This window comes from Herbiconiux sp. J20-20, assembly GCF_057365085.1.
Window position 1 is genome coordinate 1,224,890 of record NZ_CP195122.1, and the last position, 16,170, is coordinate 1,241,059.

The window sequence follows — 16,170 nt, forward strand, 5'->3', positions numbered from 1 at the left end:
CTATGTTCCCGCGATCGACGGCACGGTGCGCGGCCGCACCACGATCCACAGCACCAGGATCGCGATGCCGAGCGTGCCGAGCTGCACCGCCGCCATCGGCAGCGCCGAGCCGATTCCGAGCCAGCCGACGATCGGCGAGATGAGACCGGCAAGGCCGAAGTTCACCGCGCCGAGCAGCGATGCCGCCGTGCCCGCCTCCTTGCCGTGATGGGCCAGCGCCGTCACCTGGATCGCCGGGAACGTCGCCCCGGTGAGCGAGATGAGCACGAACAGCGGGATGAGCACTGTCCAGATTCCGCCGCCCAGCAGCGCGAACACCGCGATCGTCGCCGCCGCGAGGAACATGCCGGTGAGCGTGACCGCGATCACCCACTGCGGCCCGACCCGGCGCATCACGCGCGACGAGATCTGCGAGCACACCGCCAGACCGAGCGAATTGACGCCGAACAGCAGACCGAACTGCTGCGCATCCATGCCGTACACGTCCTGGAAGAGGAACGACGAGGCCGCCAGATACGCGAACAGCGACGAGAAGTTCATCGCGCCGACGATCGCGATGCCGACGAACACCCGGTCGGTGAACAGCGCGCGATAGCGGTCGCGTGCCGTGCTGTGGCCGACGTCGCGGCGGCGCGCCGGCGGCAGCGTCTCGATGATGAAGAACCAGGCGAGCGCCAGCACGAGCACGCCGTAGGCCATCAGCACCCAGAAGATGCCGCGCCAGTCCATCAGCTGCAGCAGCTGCGAGCCGATCACCGGCGCCAGGATCGGGGCGAGGCCCGTCACCAGCGCGAGTCGGGCCAGCATGCGCACCAGCGGATGCCCGCCGAACAGGTCGCGCACCATCGCCATCGCCACGACACCGCCGCCCGCGGCCCCGATGCCCTGCAGCACGCGGAAGAAGCCGATCAGGCCGAGGTCGGGAGCGAGCGCGACGCCGAGGCTCGCCACGATGTGCAGCGCGGTCGCCACCAGCAGCGGCGTGCGGCGGCCCACCTTGTCGCTCCACGGGCCCACCAGAAGCTGGCCGAGACCGAAGCCGACCGTCGTCGCGGTCAGGGTGAGCTGGATCGCGGCGTCGCTCGCGTCGAACACCGTCGCGATCGCCGGGAACGCGGGCAGGTACAGGTCGATCGTGAACGGCCCCAGGGCGACCAGCGCGCCGAGCACCAGCACGTAGACGAGGCGCTGACGCTTGGTGAGCGAGTCACCGGGGTGGAGAACGATCGGCTTGGTCGGCGGGTGCGCCTCGACGCTGATCTCAGAACTCACGAAGCGACGCTAGCCCACCTGGGGGGTGCGATGCTCGCGAATGACCTCGGCGAACCAGCGCGCCGAGTCCTTCGGAATCCGCTCCTGCGTCTCGTAGTCCACCCGCACGATCCCGAAGCGCTTCGAGTAGCCGTAGCCCCACTCGAAGTTGTCGAGCAGCGACCAGACGAAGTACCCGCGCAGGTCGACCCCGCGTGCGATCGCGCGGTGCGCCGCCGTGAAGTGGCGGTTCAGGTAGTCGATGCGATCGGCATCCGGAACCCGTGTGCCGTGCTCGGTCTCGACCACCTTGTCGGGGAACGCGGCGCCGTTCTCGGTGACCATCAGCGGCTGGTTCGGGAACTCCTCGTGCAGGTGCACGAGCAGCTCCTCCAGGCCGTCGGGGGCGATGTTCCAGCCCATGTCGGTGTAGGGGCCGGCCTGCTTCATGAACTCGACGTTGCGGCTGCCCGGCCAGGCGGATCCGCCCATGTCCTTGTGGCCGTCGTTGTTGCCGCGGGGGCTGACGCCGTCCCACATCTTCACCGTCACGGTCGAGTAGTAGTTCACGCCCAGCACGTCGATCGGCTGGTGGATCTGCTCCAGGTCGCCGTCGCGCACGAACGACCAGTCGGTCACGTCGGCGGTGTCGGCGAGCAGGTCGTCGTCGTAGCGGCCGCGCAGCAGCGGGCTCGTGAACGCGCGGTTGGCGAGCGCGTCGATGCGGCGGATCGCCTCTGCGCTGTTCGACTCCCCGCTGGTTTCATCGTCGCCGCGGATGACGTGGAAGTTGAGCGTGATCGACAGCTCCGGGTCGTTCGTCGCCGCCCGCCGGATCTCGGGCACCGCGAGCCCGTGCGCGAGGTTCAGGTGGTGCACGGCGGCGAGCGCGTCGGCCCCGTTGGTGCGACCGGGCGCGTGGGCGCCCGAGCCGTAGCCGAGGTAGGCCGAGCACCACGGCTCGTTGAATGTTGTCCAGGTGTGCACGCGGTCGCCGAGCGCCTCCACCGTGCGCGCGGCGTACTCCTCGAAGCGGTAGGCGGTGTCGCGGTTCGGCCAGCCGCCCGCATCCTCGAGCGGCTGCGGCAGATCCCAGTGGTACAGCGTCGCCACCGGCCGGATGCCGCGGGCCAGCAGCCCGTCGACGAGCCTCGAATAGAACTCGACGCCCTTGCGGTTGAACGAGCCCGACCCGGTCGGCTGGATGCGCGGCCAGGCGATCGAGAAGCGGTACGCCTCCAGCCCCAGCTCCTTCATCAGGTCGAGGTCGGAATCCAGTCGGTGATAGTGATCGTCGGCCACGTCGCCGGTGTCGCCGTTCCAGGTCTTGCCCGGGGTGTGGCTGAAGGTGTCCCAGATGCTCGGTCCACGGCCGTCCTCGTGGGCGGCGCCCTCGATCTGATAGCTCGCGGTGGCCGAGCCGAACACGAAGTCGGGGGCGAACTGGAGTCCGCCGTCGCGGTAGTCGGGGGAGCCGGTGGTCGCCATGAGGGTACGGCCTTTCCTGCGTGGTGGTGGGCTCGAGGCAGGCTCGCGCGTGCGCCCGCCAAATAGGAGCACCCCGTCAGCCTAAATCCCCCGTAGTTGTCAACCGGTTGATCGGTTATTCTCAACACGACACAACTCGGAGGAACCGTGCCGATCGACTCGACCACCACCATCGCGGCAGCGCTCACGACGCCCGGCGCGCGCCTCGTCTTCGAACGATTCCTGCCGGGCTTCGCCGGAGATCCCGACTCGGTCCGGTTCTCGGAGCACAGCGTCAGCGAGTTCATCGCCCAGCGGGTCGAGCTGCGCGAGACGGGCGACGAGTTCGTGGCCGCCCTCGAGGCACTCGACCGCGACGACGCGAGCGGCGGCCCGGTCGAAGGGCCCCGGCAGTTCGCGGGCGACCGCGCGACCGCCACCGTGGAGGCGCCCGCCACGGCCGAGCGCTGGAGCACCGTCGAGATCGCCCTGACAACGGATGCCGAGGTGCCGAACCCGTTCCGCGACGTGGAACTCCGCGCGCGCCTGCGCTCCGGCGACGCCGAGCTCACGGTCGACGGCTTCGCCGACGAACCGGGCCGCTACCTGATCCGCTTCCTCCCCGAGAGCGAGGGCCCCTGGCAGTTCGAGACGGCGTCGAACCTGCCCGCGCTCGACGGCCACCGGGGCACCGTGACGGTCACCGCCTCGACCCGGCAGCACGGCCCCGTGCGGCGCGACGGCATGCACTTCCGCTACGCGGACGGCACCCGGTACCGGCCGGTCGGAACCACCGCCTACGCCTGGACGCACCAGCCCGACGAGCTTCAGGACGAGACGCTCCGCACGCTCGCGGCGGCCCCGTTCACCAAGATCCGGATGTGCATATTCCCCAAGTGGTATCAATACAACACCGACGAGCCGACCCGGTTCCCGTTCCCCCGTGAGGGCGACGGGTTCGACCTCGAGCGCTTCGACCCGGAGTTCTTCCGCCGGCTCGAGCAGCGCATCCGACAACTCGACGAGCTCGGCATCGAGGCCGACCTCATCCTGTTCCACCCCTACGACCGCTGGGGGTTCAGCGACCTGCCCCGCCGCATCGACGATGCCTACGTGCGCTACGTCGTGCGTCGTCTCTCGGCGTTCCCGAACGTCTGGTGGTCGATGGCGAACGAGTTCGACCTCCTGCGCACCAAGACCTTCGACGACTGGGAGCGGCTGGCCGCCCTCGTGCAGCAGAACGACCCCGTCGACCACCTGCGCTCGATCCACAACTGCTTCGAGATCTACGACCAGTCGCAGCCCTGGATCACGCACATCAGCATGCAGCGCGTCGACGTCTACCGCACCGCCGAGAGCACCGACCGGTGGCGCGAGCAGTGGGGCAAGCCGGTGGTCGTCGACGAGTGCGGCTATGAGGGCGACATCGACCTCGGCTGGGGAAACCTGACCGCCGAAGAGATCACCCGACGGGCATGGGAGACCGCCGTGCGCGGCGGCTACTTCACCCACGGCGAGACCTACGTGCGCGACGACGAGATCCTCTGGTGGTCCAAAGGCGGTCGCCTCCACGGTGAGAGCCCGGAGCGACTCGCCTTCCTCGAGCAGGTCTTCGCCGACATGCCCGACGGGATCGCCGACCCGCTCGCCTCGACCTGGGACCTGCCGTGGGGCGGCGTCGACGGCCGCGTGCACCTCGCCTACTTCGGATTCATGCGTCCGTCGTTCCGCGAGCTCGAACTGCCCGCCGGGGAGTGGGACGTCGACCTGATCGACACCTGGAACATGACGATCGACGAGGTGGCCCGGGGCTGCCGCGATGCGGTGCGCATCGAGATGCCGCGCCGGCAGTACCAGGCGCTGCGCCTCCGACGTCGAGACGCGGAGACACCGCAGGACTAGCCGTAGGCGAGCTGCAGCTTGGCGTGCATGTCCTCGATGATGAAGCGCGCATCGATCTCGTCGTAGACCCGCACCGTGCGCTCCGGGTACCGCACGTCGTACCGCAGCTCCGGCGTCACGTGCGGCGCCGGCTCACGGTGGTGGCTCATCCACTGCTCGTCGAGCAGCAGCCCCACGAGGGCCGAGTCGCCGAGCGCCCAGGCCTCCCCCAGCGGCCAGCCCGGGCGGTCGCCGCGTGCCAGGTTGAAGTCGACCATCTGCTGGAACAGGTAGGCGCCGATCCGGCCGTACGGTCGCACCCGCACCGCGAGCTCGGCCAGCGACACGCGCACCCGCGCGTACGTCGGCTTCGGCACCTGCCAGAGCTCGATTCCCGACGCGAACACCACGTTGGCGGCCGCGACGTCGTTCGAGAGGTTGAACTCGCCGTCCGGTCCGCCGTCCGGGTAGGCCCCGCCGCCCGTCCACAGCGCCGTCAGTCGGCCCGCGATCCGCGGCTCCGACAGGTAGGCGCTCGCGAGGTCGGTGATCGGCCCGAGGAACAGCACGAACAGCGGCGTCGGATCCTCGCGCATCGCCTCGGCGATGATCGCGTCCGCTCCCGCCGACGGCGCCGGCGTGGACTCGTCGGGCAGCCGCACCGGCGAGCCGCGGTGCGTCGGCGGCGGCGCCTCCAGCTCCATCAGCTCCAGCACGTGCAGGATCTCCTCGAAGCTGCGCTCCATCGAGTCGGGAACATGATCGCCGAAATGCGCGGCGATCAGCGCGCGCACGTCGAGCAGCGGGCTGAGCAGGGCGTGCACGATCGCGAACTGATCGTCGGCCTCGTTCTTCGCGTCGGTGTTGATGATGACGCGAATGCGCTTCTGCGCCGGAACCTCGAATCCGAGCATGGTCATAGTGCGGTCCTCTCACAGAGGGCGGAATCGTGCGCGACGCCCCCGAGACCGGCTAGGCCGACTCGCGAACAGTCAGAGTGGTCGGCAGCACCAACTGCTCGGGCGGGGCGCCTCCGAGCATCCGGATGAGCAGCTCGGCCGCGGCGTGGCCCATCTCCTCCAGCGGCTGCCGCACCGAGGTGAGCGGCGGATCCGACGTCGCCGCCACCACCGTGTCGTCGAAGGCGACGATCGAAACATCCCTGGGAACGGCGCGACGGCTCGCCTGCAGCACCCGCATCGCGCCGACCGCCATCAGGTCGGAGGCCGCGAAGACGCCGTCGATGTCCGCGTGGCGCGACATCAGACGCGCCATCGCGTCGGCGCCGCCCGCCATCGTGAAGTCGCCGCGAGCCACAGCCGTGGTCGACATCCCGTGCTCGGCGAGCTCGTCGTGCCAGCCCGCCTGACGCTCCGCGGAGGCGCTCATGTCGGCCGGTCCGCTGATGGTCGCGATCCGCGTGCGCCCGGCATCGATCAGCGCCCGCGCGGCGAGCCGGCCGCCGACGTAGTTGTCCGACTCGACGAACGCCAGCTTCTCCGTCCCGACCCCCACCGGGCGTCCGACGAACACCAGCGGCAGCTCGAGCGAGCGCAGCGCCTCCGAGATGCGACTGATCTCGTGCTGCAGGATGACGACGGCACCGTCGACGTGCCCCGCCGCCAGGTAGTCGACGAGCGCCGAGAGCCGACGACGGTCGGCGAGCAGCAGCGCCGGCTGCAGCGCCGAGTCGGCGAACACCGACGTCGCCCCGCGCAGCGGCCCTGCCAGGAACGAGCCGCTCAGCCCGTCCATCTCGCCCGCAGCCAGCACCACGGCCACCGTGCCGGACCGCCCGCCCGCGAGACGCCGCGCTGCCGCGTTGGGACGGTAGCCGAGCTTGTCGGCCGCCGCGAGCACCTGACTCGTCATGCGCGGATCGACGTTCGAGGAGCCGGCGAGCACGCGCGACGCCGTCGCCCGCGACACCCCCGCTTCGGCGGCGACGTCGACGAGTGTTGGACTTCTCATCGACAGCCTCCCGCTCCTCGGAGCGAGCATACCTTTCGGCATCCGGGGTCATGCCCCGCGGCGCCCGCGAATCGTCGAGGTGGCGCTGAACCGGCGGCGGTGGCCCACCTCGCGGATCGGTCCGGTCAGACGGGCGGCGAGGGGGATGCCCGCGTCACCGGCCGAGCGTGCCACGGTCAGCGTCAGCTCGCCCGGTTCGACGATGCGCGTGCCGCGCAGCCCCGTGAAGCTCACCAGGTCGGTCGGAATCCGCAGCAGCACCTCGGCCGACTCTCCGGGTGCGAGCGTCACGCGCTGGAACGCGATGAGCCGTCGCTCGGGGAGCACGACCTGGGCGACCGGATCGCTCGCGTAGATCTGGATCGTCTCGTTGGCGTTGCGCTCCCCCGAGTTCGACACCGCGATGGCGACCTCGAACTCACCGTCGACCGCGACCTCCTCGGCACCGAGCGAGGCGCCCTCGATCGCCACCGTGCCGTAGCCGATGCCGAACCCGAACGGGTAAGCGGCTGTGGGGTCGAGGTTGCCCAGCCCGTCCTGCCGCTGCCCGAGCGGCGGCTGCAGGTAGGTCGAGGGCCCGATCACGGGAGAACCCGGGATCTGCACCGGCAGTCGGCCCGCGGGCTCGACGCGTCCGCTCAGCACGCCGGCGATCGCCGAGGCGCCTTCGACACCCGGCTGGAAGACCTGCAGGGCGGCGGCGGCGCGCCGCGCCGCGTCGCCGATGGCGTAGGGACGACCCGAGACGCTCAGCAGCACCACCGGGACTCCCGTGGCCAGCACCGCCTCGACGAGCTGCGACTGCGCACCGGGCAGCCGCAGGTCGGCCGCATCGCAGCCCTCCCCCGAGGTGCCGTTGCCGAACAGTCCCGAGCGGTCGCCGACGACGAGGATGACCAGGTCGCTCGCGGCGGCCGTCTCGACGGCCTCCGGGATCCGCGATTCGTCGGCGCCGAACACGTCGACGCCGGGGGCCCAGGTGATGGTCGCGGCGGGCAGCTCCTCGGCGAGCGCGTCGCGGATGGTCGCGACCGGCAGGCCAAGGCCGAAGGAGGGAAAGCGCCCGAGCACGTGATTGGGGAAGGCGTAGCAGCCGAGCAGATCGAGAGCGTCATCCGAGCCCGGGCCGATCAGGGCGACGCGCGCGGTGGTGTCGGCGGCCAGGGGCAACAGCCCGCCCTCGTTGTGCAGCAGGATGATCGACTCCTCCGCCAGCGCGCGAGCGATCTCACGGTTGCCGGCCGAGTCGAGATCGGCGCTGTCGGCATCGGCCGGAACGAGCGGCCGATCAGGGTCCAGGAGTCCCGCCTCGATCTTGTGGCGCAGCGCGCGGCGCACCGCCGTGTCGAGCACGTCGGCGGGCAGGGCGCCCGACTCGACCGCGCGCACCACACCCTCATCGAAGGACACGGTATACGGCAGCTCGACGTCGAGACCTGCCGAGAGCGCCAGCACGCCCGCCTCGCTGTCGGTGGCCGCCACCCGGTGCATCGACCGCAGGAACGGCACCGCCCAGTAGTCCGAGACGACGGTGCCCGCGAAGCCCCAGTCGTCGCGAAGCAGGCGGGTCAGCAGATCGTGGCTGGCACCGGCGGGCACGCCGTCCACGTCGGTGTACGAGTTCATGACCGAGCGCGAACCGCCCTCGACCAGCGCCTGCTCGAACGGCGGCAGGATGACATCGGCGAGCTCCCGCGCGCCGATCGACACCGGCGCGTGGTTGCGCGCGGCGCGCGAAGCCGCGTAGCCGGCGAAGTGCTTGAGCGTGGCGATGATCCCCTCCTGCTCGAGGCCGCGCACGTATGCGGCCCCGACGGAGCCGACCAGCACCGGGTCTTCGCCGAGCGTCTCCTCGACGCGTCCCCACCGGTAGTCGCGCACCACGTCGAGCACGGGGGCGAGGCCCTGGTGCACGCCGACCGCCCGCATGTCGCGCCCGATCGCGCGGGCCATCCGCTCCACGAGCGCCGGGTCGAAGCTCGCCGCCCACGCCAGCGGCGTCGGGTAGGCGGTCGCCCCGTACGCGGCGAAGCCGGTCAGGCACTCCTCGTGCACGAGCGCGGGGATGCCGAGCCGGTTCGACTCGACCACCTGCTGGTGCAGCTGTCGGAGGATCCCGGCCCCCTGCGCCGGGGTCAGCGGCGCGGTGCCGTAGGCGCGCGTGATGTGGCCCAGTCCGTCGACGATCCGCTCCTCGATGGGCACGTCGCCCCCGGTGAACTGGTCCGACAGCGGCGCCACGTTGGCGCCCTCGTCCTCCGGATCGAGGTTGCCCTGCGGCCAGATCGAGCCGAGCTGCTTGACCTTCTCGGTGAGCGTCAGCGCACCCAGGAGCGCGTCGACCCGGTCATCGACCGAGAGCGTCGGATCCCACCAGGGCTCGGCGACGGGGTCGACGGCACGGCCGGACGCGGGGAGGAGATTCGTCATGATTGCTTTCGTTGAGAAGGTGCGGTCCGTCAGCCCTTGAAGGCGCCGTCCATGATTCCGGCGACCATGCGACGTCCGACGAAGACGAAGACGATCAGCAGCGGAATCGTGGCCAAGAACGAGCCGGACATCGCCAGGCCGAGATCGATGGCGAAGCTGTTCTGCAAGGCCTGGATCGCGATCTGCACCGTGTACATGTCGGGCGACTTCAGAACGATGAACGGCCAGAGGAAGTCGTTCCACGAGGTGACGAAGCCGAGCAGTCCGAGCACGAAGGCGGCGGGACGCACGATCGGGAAGACGATGCGCCAGAAGATCTGCCAGCTGTTGGCCCCATCGAGGCGCGCCGCCTGCAGCAGCTCGTCGCTGATGGTCACGCCGATGTGCTGACGCATCCAGAAGATGCCGAAGGCGCTCGCCAGGGTGGGAACGATCAGCGCCTGCAGGGTGTCGACCCAGCCGAGCGTCGAGATGATCATGTACTGCGGGATCACGGCGAGCTGCGTCGGCACGGTCATCGTGAGCAGCACGATGATGAACAGGACGTTGCGCCCGGGGAACCGCAGCTTGGCGAAGGCGAAGCCCGCGAGCGCCGAGAGCACCGCCTGCCCGACGGCGACCGTGATCGCGACGACGAAGCTGTTGATGATGGAGCGCACGAACGGGATCGTGGTGAACACGACCTCGGCGAGTGCGAAGAAGTTGTCGCCGGGGATCACACGGGGCGGCAGCTGGGTCGCGGTCGCGGAGTCGGTCGTCGAGACGACGAACATCCAGTACAGCGGGAAGATGCACGCGGCGGCGGCGAGGATCAGGAAGGCGTACACCCACCAGCGCACCCGGTCGAAATGGCGCGGGCGCCGCTTCTGCCCGGTGGTCGGCGGTGCGACCGCGACGGTGTCGACGAGTTCGGTCGTCATCAGTTCGCCCCCTTGATGCGGGTCGACAGCAGGAAGTTGACGGTCGCGATGGCGACCACCATGAGGAAGAGGGCGACGCCGATCGCCGAGCCGTAGCCGAACTCGAACCGGCCGAAGCCCTGCTCGTAGAGGAAGAGCGTGAGCGTCTGGCATTCGCGCGCGGTGCCGCAGGTGAGCGGCGTTCCCCGCGACACCAGCAACGGCTCGGTGAAGACCTGCAGGCCGCCGATCGTCGAGGTGACGATCGTGAAGATGATGACCGGACGCAGCGACGGGATGGTGATGTTCGTGAACTGCTTCCAGCCGCTGGCTCCGTCGACCGCCGCGGCCTCGTAGATGTCGTGCGGGATGGCCTGCAGCGAGGCCAGGTACAGCAGCGTCGTGTAGCCGAACCAGCGCCAGATGATCATGAGCGCGATCAGGATGTGGCTGCCCGGCTTGGAGGCGAGGAAGTCGATGTGGTCGGCGCCGAACAGGCCGATGAAGAAGTTGAAGACGCCGTAGTCGCGGTTGAAGATCTGCGAGAAGACGATCGTGGTCGCCGCCACCGAGGTGATGTACGGCACCAGCAGCGACATGCGGAAGAAGTTGGCCCACTTGAGTCGGGCGTGGTTCAGAAGGTGCGCCAGCCCCAGGGCCAGCAGCAGCTGCGGCACCGTCGACAGCACCCAGATGCTCACCGTGTTGCCGGCGGCGTTCCAGAAGCGGGGGTCCTCGAACAGGCGCACGAAGTTGTCGAAGCCGATGAACGTCTGCGACCCGATCGGGTTCCAGTCGAACAGCGCGATCACGAACGTGAAGAGGAACGGGAACAGCCCGAAGATCGCGAAGAGCACGAAGAACGGGGCGATGTAGCCGTAGGGCGCGACCCGCTCGGCCCAGCTTTCGCGGACCGCGCGCGTCGTCTGCGCCGCGCGCGACACAGAGACCGTCGAAGAAGTCATGAGGTACCTTCCGGAGGGTGCGGCGCCCGAAGGCACCGCACCCGAGTGGTCAACCGCCGAGCGCGGTCTTGATGTTGGCCAACGCGGTCTCGTAGGCGCCCGACGGGTCGCCTCCGTTCTCGATGTTGGCGATGACCAGAGCGAACTCCTGCCCGATGGTGGCGCTGTCCGGGCCGATGTAGAACGGCTCCAGGTTGAGGACGGCGTCGGTGTAGATCTGGCCGATCGGAGCGCCCGAGAAGAAGTCATCCGTCTTCTCCAGCAGCGCCGGGTCGTCGAACACGGCCGGCGTGGTCGGCAGCGAGCCCGACTCGACGAACTTCGCGAGCTGAGCGTCGGGCGACTGCATCTCCTGGATGTACGCCCACGCCGCCTCCGGGTTGGCCGCGCCCTTCGGGATGGCGAGGTAGCTGCCGCCCCAGTTGCCGGCGCCGCCCGGGATCTCGGCGATGTCCCAGAGGCCCTCGGTGTCGGGAGCGTTGCCCTTGATGATGCCGAGCATCCACGACGGAGCGGCGATCGTGGCGAAGTCGCCCTTCGCCATGCCCGCCGACCAGCCGTCGGTGAACGACGGCAGGTTGGCCGAGATGCCACGCGTGGCGGCCTCGACGCCGAGCTCGAAGGCCTCCTTCACCTCGGGGTTCGTGTCGTACACCGGCTCCTGGGTGTCGTTGTCGAAGAACTTCTCCGACACCTGGTTGACCGCCTGCGAGAAGACCGACGTGGCCGCGTTGTCGACGAACGCCTTGCCCGTCGCGGCGACGTACTGCTCGCCGACCGTGAAGTAGTCCTCCCAGGTCGCCAGCAGCGCCGACACCTCGTCGCGGTCGGTCGGCAGACCGGCCTCGGCGAACAGGTCGGTGCGGTAGGCCAGGCCCAGGCCGCCGACGTCGGTCGGGATGCCGATGACCTCGCCGGTGGGCGCGGTCGACTGCGAGATGACCCAGTCGAGGTAGTCGCCGGTCATGGAGTCGGCGCCGAGCTCGTTCAGGTCGTAGAAGTTGCCCGGGTTCTCGAGGAAGTTGGGCATGTTGTCGCCCTGGATGAGCACCAGGTCGGGCACCTTGCCGCCGGCAAGCGCCGTCGCCAGCGCCTGCGCCGTCTCGTTCGAGCTGCCCACCTCGGTGAGCTTGATGTCGATGCCGGGGTGGTCGGCCTCGTAGGCCTCGACGTCGGCGGTCTGGTTGATGCCGGTGAACGACCAGAACTCGAACGACGTGCTGTCGGTGCCGGACTCGGTGCTGCTGCAGCCGGCTGTGGCCAAAGCGACGGCGAGAACCGCTGTCATGGCGGTGGTGGTACGGGCTTTCACGGTGAATCCCCCTTCTCTGCGGGATCGCGGTTTGCGATGGATGCGCCTCTGCACCCACCGGCCAGAGAGCGTTCTCTGACTGGGCCGAAAACCGTGAGCCGTTGCACAGGGCTGTGGTGGTAGATCGACCTGGGCATCATAAAAACATGGAAACCGCGCCAGCGCAACATCCGGAGAGAATCTGAGAGAGCGTTCTCTGGAGAACCGCGTGAGAACGGCCGAGCACCCCCGGTGCGTCGTTAGCCGCGCAGCCCCAGCCGCGTCAGATGGGCGTTCGAGAAGCGCCCCTCGGGATCGAGGCGCTCGAACAGCGCGCGCGCCTCCGTGAGCTTCGGGGTCACCGCAGCGATCCGCTCCGCGTCGAAGGCGTGCCACTTGCCCCAGTGCGGCCGCGCATCGAACGGGGCGAGCGCCGCCTCGATGCGCGGCAGCAGCGCGCGCACCGCCTCGGGTTCGTTCTTCCAGGTGAAGTGGATCGCCAGCATTTCGCGCTCGAACGCGCCCGAGAGCCAAAGCGAATCCGCCCTCGCGGTGCGCAGCTCGGTCACCAGCAGCTGGGGAGCGATGTCGTCGCGCAGCGCGCGCACCGCGGCGAGCGCCTCCGCACCCGCGGCCCGATCGACGAAGTATTCGGTCTGGATCTCGTCGCCATTGCTCGGCGTCGCGTCCAGCCGGAAGTGCGGCAGCCGCTCCAGCCAGGGACCGGGAACCCCGCCCTGGGTGGTCAGGTTCTCCGCCGTCTCGAAGATCGGAGTCACGCCGTTGGTTCGGGAGGCGTCGAAGAGACGCTCCGGCGCCGCGCCTTCGCCGTCGATGCGGGACTTCACCCAGATGTCGCCCGCGTCCTCACCGAGCCAGTTCGTGAACACGCTCACGCTGTAGCCGGCGCCCGTCACCGCCTCGAGCTCGGCGAGCAGGGTTGCCCAGCTGAGGCCCGCGAAGACGTCCTGGCGCACCCGGAAGCTCGGCTCGACGGCGAGCGTCACCCGCACCGTGATGCCGACGGCGCCGAGCGACACCACGAGCCCCTCGAAGTCGGGGTCGCCGTGCCGCACCGCACGGAGCTCGCCCGCGGCATCCACGTACTCGAGGCCGCGCACGGCGGCGGCGAGCACCCCGTTGCCGTTGCCGGAGCCGTGGGTGCCGGTCGCGATCGCGCCGCCGATCGAGATGTGCGGCAGCGAGCCGAGGTTGTGCAGCGCCCAGCCGCGCTGCTCCAGCCATACGGCGAGCGTGCCGTAGCGCGTGCCGGCTCCGACGGTCACCTCACGTGCCGCCTCGTCGAGCACCGGATCCGGGTCGATGTCGAGCACCGTCACGAGCGTTCCCGCGGTGTCGGCGATGTCGTGGAACGAGTGCCGCGTGCCGAGCGCGCGCACCGGGCCGCCCGCTCGCACGGCCGCCTGCACGTCGGCAATCGAGCGGGCCTCGACCAGGCGGGGGGCGGTGAAGCGGTGGGTGCCGGACCAGGTGCTTCCGGGATTCGCGGTCGTCATGGACGCGACCTTTCGGGGTCTCCCGCCGATGCGGGGTCGGTCAGGATCGGCTGCCACGCCAGCTCTGCGGCGCCGATGAGGAGTCGGTCCTCGCCGAGGTCGGCCGACTGGATGCGCACCCCCTCGAAGGAGGCCGGCACCGTCGTGGCCGCCACGGCGCGCTCGAGCGCCGCCTGATCGCAGGCCAGCAGGCTCGCCAGGAATCCACCCAGCACGACGAGCTCCGGATTGACGACGTTGATGGCGTTGCCGAGCGCCACCGCGAGAATCCTCTGCTGCCGGGCCAGCTCCGCGGCGACCGCCGGATCGTTCGACTCGAGCAGGGCGCGCTCCAGCTGGGGCTCGTCGGCGCCGGTGAGCCCCAGCACGGCGAGCAGCCGGGATCGGCTCACCTCGTCCTCGAGCGTGCCGTGCGCGGTCACGCGGTCGCCCGCGTCCGCCATGCCGGGGCGGTTCTGGCCGAACTCCCCCGCGTAGCCGTGGGCCCCGCCCAGCAGCTGACCGTGCACGATGAGGCCGCCACCGATACCGCTCGCCCCACCGTTGAGGTAGACGAGCTCGGCGACGCCGCGACCGGCGCCGAACAGGCGCTCGGCGAGGGCGCCGAGACTCGCGTCGTTGTCGACGAACGTCGGCAGCTGCAGCCGGTCGGCGATCAGCTCGGCGATCGGCTCGTCGCGCCAGCCCAGGTGGGGGGCCCAGCGCACCACGCCGTCACTGGCGCGCACCAGGCCAGGCACGGCGAGGCCGACGCCCATCAGCCGGTGCGCATCGGTCGTCTCGGCTCGATAGGCGGCCACCACCTCCGCCACGATCTCGGCGGTCTCGCGCGCGGTGACCGCGTGGTCGACCTCGCGCCGAACACGATGCTCGACGCGGGCGCCGAGCCCGACGACCGCGACCGTGACCGCATCGAGCTCCGGGTTCACCGCGACGACGACGGGGCGAGCGTGGGGCCGCACCACGGGCGAGGGTCGTCCGACGCGCCGGGTGGCCGGGGCATCCGCCTCTTCGACCAGCCCCAGGCTCTCGAGTTCGCCGACGAGGGCGCCGATGGTGGAGCGGTTCAGCTCGGTCTCGGCGGTGAGGGTCGCTCGCGAGGCGGGACCGCCGCGGTGCACCCGCGCCAGCACGGCGGCGAGGTTGCGACGGCGGACTCCGTCCGAGCCGTCCTTCATGCTGACCATTGGTTCACCATATCCGCGCGCATCTGCGCCACATCGCACCCTTCCGTTGCGTCCGCATCATGATATAAGTTGGAGCACGCAACATTTTGCGTTCACCGTCGAACCAGGAGCATCATGGCCCTTCAGCCCACCCCCGCCGACAAGTTCACCTTCGGACTCTGGACCATCGGCTACAACGGCACCGACCCGTTCGGCGGCCCCACCCGCAAGCCGCTCGACGTCGTCCACGCGGTCGAGAAGCTCGCCGAGCTCGGCGCCTACGGCCTCACCTTCCACGACGACGACCTGTTCGCCTTCGGCTCGACGCCCGCCGAGCGCGAGAAGGAGATCGAGCGACTCAAGAGCGCCCTCGCCTCCACCGGCATGACGGTGCCGATGGTCACCACCAACCTGTTCAGCGCGCCCGTCTTCAAGGACGGCGGCTTCACCTCCAACGACCGCGAGGTGCGCCGCTTCGCGATGCGCAAGGCGATGCGCCAGCTCGAGCTCGGCGTCGAGCTCGGCGCCACCACCTTCGTCATGTGGGGCGGCCGCGAAGGCGCCGAGTACGACGCCGCGAAGGATGTGCGCAGCGCCCTCGAGCGGTATCGCGAGGCGCTCAACGTCTTCGGCGACTACGTCACCGACAAGGGCTACGACATCCGCTTCGCCATCGAGCCGAAGCCGAACGAGCCGCGCGGCGACATCCTGCTGCCGACCGTCGGACACGCGATGGCGTTCATCGAGACGCTCGAGCGCCCCGAGCTGTTCGGCCTCAACCCCGAGGTCGGCCACGAGCAGATGGCGGGCCTCAACTTCACCGCCGGCATCGCGCAGGCGCTCTACCAGGGCAAGCTGTTCCACATCGACCTCAACGGTCAGCGCGGCATCAAGTACGACCAGGACCTGGTGTTCGGGCACGGCGACCTGCACAACGCGTTCTCGCTCGTCGACCTGCTCGAGAACGGCGGCCCCAACGGCGGCCCGTCGTACACCGGCCCGCGCCACTTCGACTACAAGCCGAGCCGCACCGAAGACGAGACCGGCGTCTGGGATTCGGCCGCCGCGAACATGCGCACCTACCTGCTGCTGAAGGAGCGCGCCGCGGCCTTCCGCGCCGACCCCGAGGTGCAGGAGGCGCTCATCGCCTCGCGCGTGCCCGAGCTGGCCGTGCCGACCCTCTCGGCCGGGGAGACGTACGACGACCTGCTGGCGGATGCGAGCGCGTTCGAGGACTTCGACGCCGACGCCTACCTCGGCGGCAAGGGCTTCGGCTTCGTGCGCCTGCAGCAGCTCGCCACCGAGCACCTCCTCGGCGCCCGCTAACCATGC

The 16,170-nt window shown here is 70.0% G+C and carries 12 protein-coding genes; 2 read left to right on the top strand and 10 right to left on the bottom strand.

Annotation, left to right across the window (positions count from 1 at the left end; genetic code table 11):
- Complete coding sequence (locus ACR3ZA_RS05905; RefSeq protein WP_473661070.1) at positions 1 to 1,272, bottom strand: Bcr/CflA family efflux MFS transporter; 1,272 nt, start codon at positions 1,270 to 1,272, stop codon at positions 1 to 3.
- Between the two features lie 9 nt (positions 1,273 to 1,281).
- The gene (locus tag ACR3ZA_RS05910) at positions 1,282 to 2,739 is read right to left on the bottom strand and encodes a GH1 family beta-glucosidase (RefSeq protein ID WP_473661072.1); all 1,458 of its coding nucleotides are present in this window, start codon (positions 2,737 to 2,739) and stop codon (positions 1,282 to 1,284) included.
- Between the two features lie 147 nt (positions 2,740 to 2,886).
- On the opposite strand from ACR3ZA_RS05910, the gene ACR3ZA_RS05915 reads away from it, so the two are divergent.
- On the top strand, positions 2,887 to 4,620 hold the full coding sequence (locus ACR3ZA_RS05915; RefSeq protein ID WP_473661073.1) for a DUF5605 domain-containing protein: 1,734 nt from the start codon (positions 2,887 to 2,889) through the stop codon (positions 4,618 to 4,620).
- Here ACR3ZA_RS05915 and ACR3ZA_RS05920 read toward each other — a convergent pair.
- The 8 genes from ACR3ZA_RS05920 to ACR3ZA_RS05955 form a co-directional block, all read right to left on the bottom strand.
- The gene (locus ACR3ZA_RS05920) at positions 4,617 to 5,519 is read right to left on the bottom strand and encodes a nucleoside hydrolase (protein ID WP_473661075.1); all 903 of its coding nucleotides are present in this window, start codon (positions 5,517 to 5,519) and stop codon (positions 4,617 to 4,619) included. The two genes, ACR3ZA_RS05915 and ACR3ZA_RS05920, sit on opposite strands and share 4 nt — an antisense overlap.
- 52 nt (positions 5,520 to 5,571) lie before the next feature.
- Positions 5,572 to 6,570 (bottom strand): substrate-binding domain-containing protein, encoded by a 999-nt coding sequence (locus tag ACR3ZA_RS05925; protein ID WP_473661077.1) that lies wholly within the window; start codon positions 6,568 to 6,570, stop codon positions 5,572 to 5,574.
- 48 nt (positions 6,571 to 6,618) lie between these two features.
- Positions 6,619 to 9,000: a glycoside hydrolase family 3 N-terminal domain-containing protein gene (locus tag ACR3ZA_RS05930; RefSeq protein WP_473661079.1), complete on the bottom strand. Its 2,382-nt coding sequence runs from the start codon at positions 8,998 to 9,000 to the stop codon at positions 6,619 to 6,621.
- Between the two features lie 29 nt (positions 9,001 to 9,029).
- Positions 9,030 to 9,920 carry an ABC transporter permease subunit gene (locus ACR3ZA_RS05935; protein WP_473661081.1) on the bottom strand — a complete coding sequence of 297 codons (891 nt, stop codon included), beginning with the start codon at positions 9,918 to 9,920 and terminating at the stop codon, positions 9,030 to 9,032.
- Positions 9,920 to 10,864 carry an ABC transporter permease subunit gene (locus tag ACR3ZA_RS05940; RefSeq protein ID WP_473661083.1) on the bottom strand — a complete coding sequence of 315 codons (945 nt, stop codon included), beginning with the start codon at positions 10,862 to 10,864 and terminating at the stop codon, positions 9,920 to 9,922. The genes ACR3ZA_RS05935 and ACR3ZA_RS05940 overlap by 1 nt, the downstream gene beginning before the upstream one ends.
- A gap of 49 nt (positions 10,865 to 10,913) precedes the next feature.
- Positions 10,914 to 12,152 (bottom strand): extracellular solute-binding protein, encoded by a 1,239-nt coding sequence (locus tag ACR3ZA_RS05945; RefSeq protein ID WP_473661086.1) that lies wholly within the window; start codon positions 12,150 to 12,152, stop codon positions 10,914 to 10,916.
- Between the two features lie 263 nt (positions 12,153 to 12,415).
- Positions 12,416 to 13,672: an FAD-binding protein gene (locus ACR3ZA_RS05950; protein ID WP_473661088.1), complete on the bottom strand. Its 1,257-nt coding sequence runs from the start codon at positions 13,670 to 13,672 to the stop codon at positions 12,416 to 12,418.
- Positions 13,669 to 14,859, bottom strand: coding sequence for an ROK family protein (locus tag ACR3ZA_RS05955; RefSeq protein ID WP_473661089.1), 1,191 nt, complete (start codon positions 14,857 to 14,859; stop codon positions 13,669 to 13,671). Before ACR3ZA_RS05955 ends, ACR3ZA_RS05950 begins: the two co-directional genes overlap by 4 nt.
- A 114-nt stretch (positions 14,860 to 14,973) precedes the next feature.
- On the opposite strand from ACR3ZA_RS05955, the gene xylA reads away from it, so the two are divergent.
- The gene (gene xylA, locus ACR3ZA_RS05960; RefSeq protein ID WP_473661091.1) at positions 14,974 to 16,164 is read left to right on the top strand and encodes a xylose isomerase; all 1,191 of its coding nucleotides are present in this window, start codon (positions 14,974 to 14,976) and stop codon (positions 16,162 to 16,164) included.
- The last annotated feature ends 6 nt before the right edge of the window (positions 16,165 to 16,170 follow it).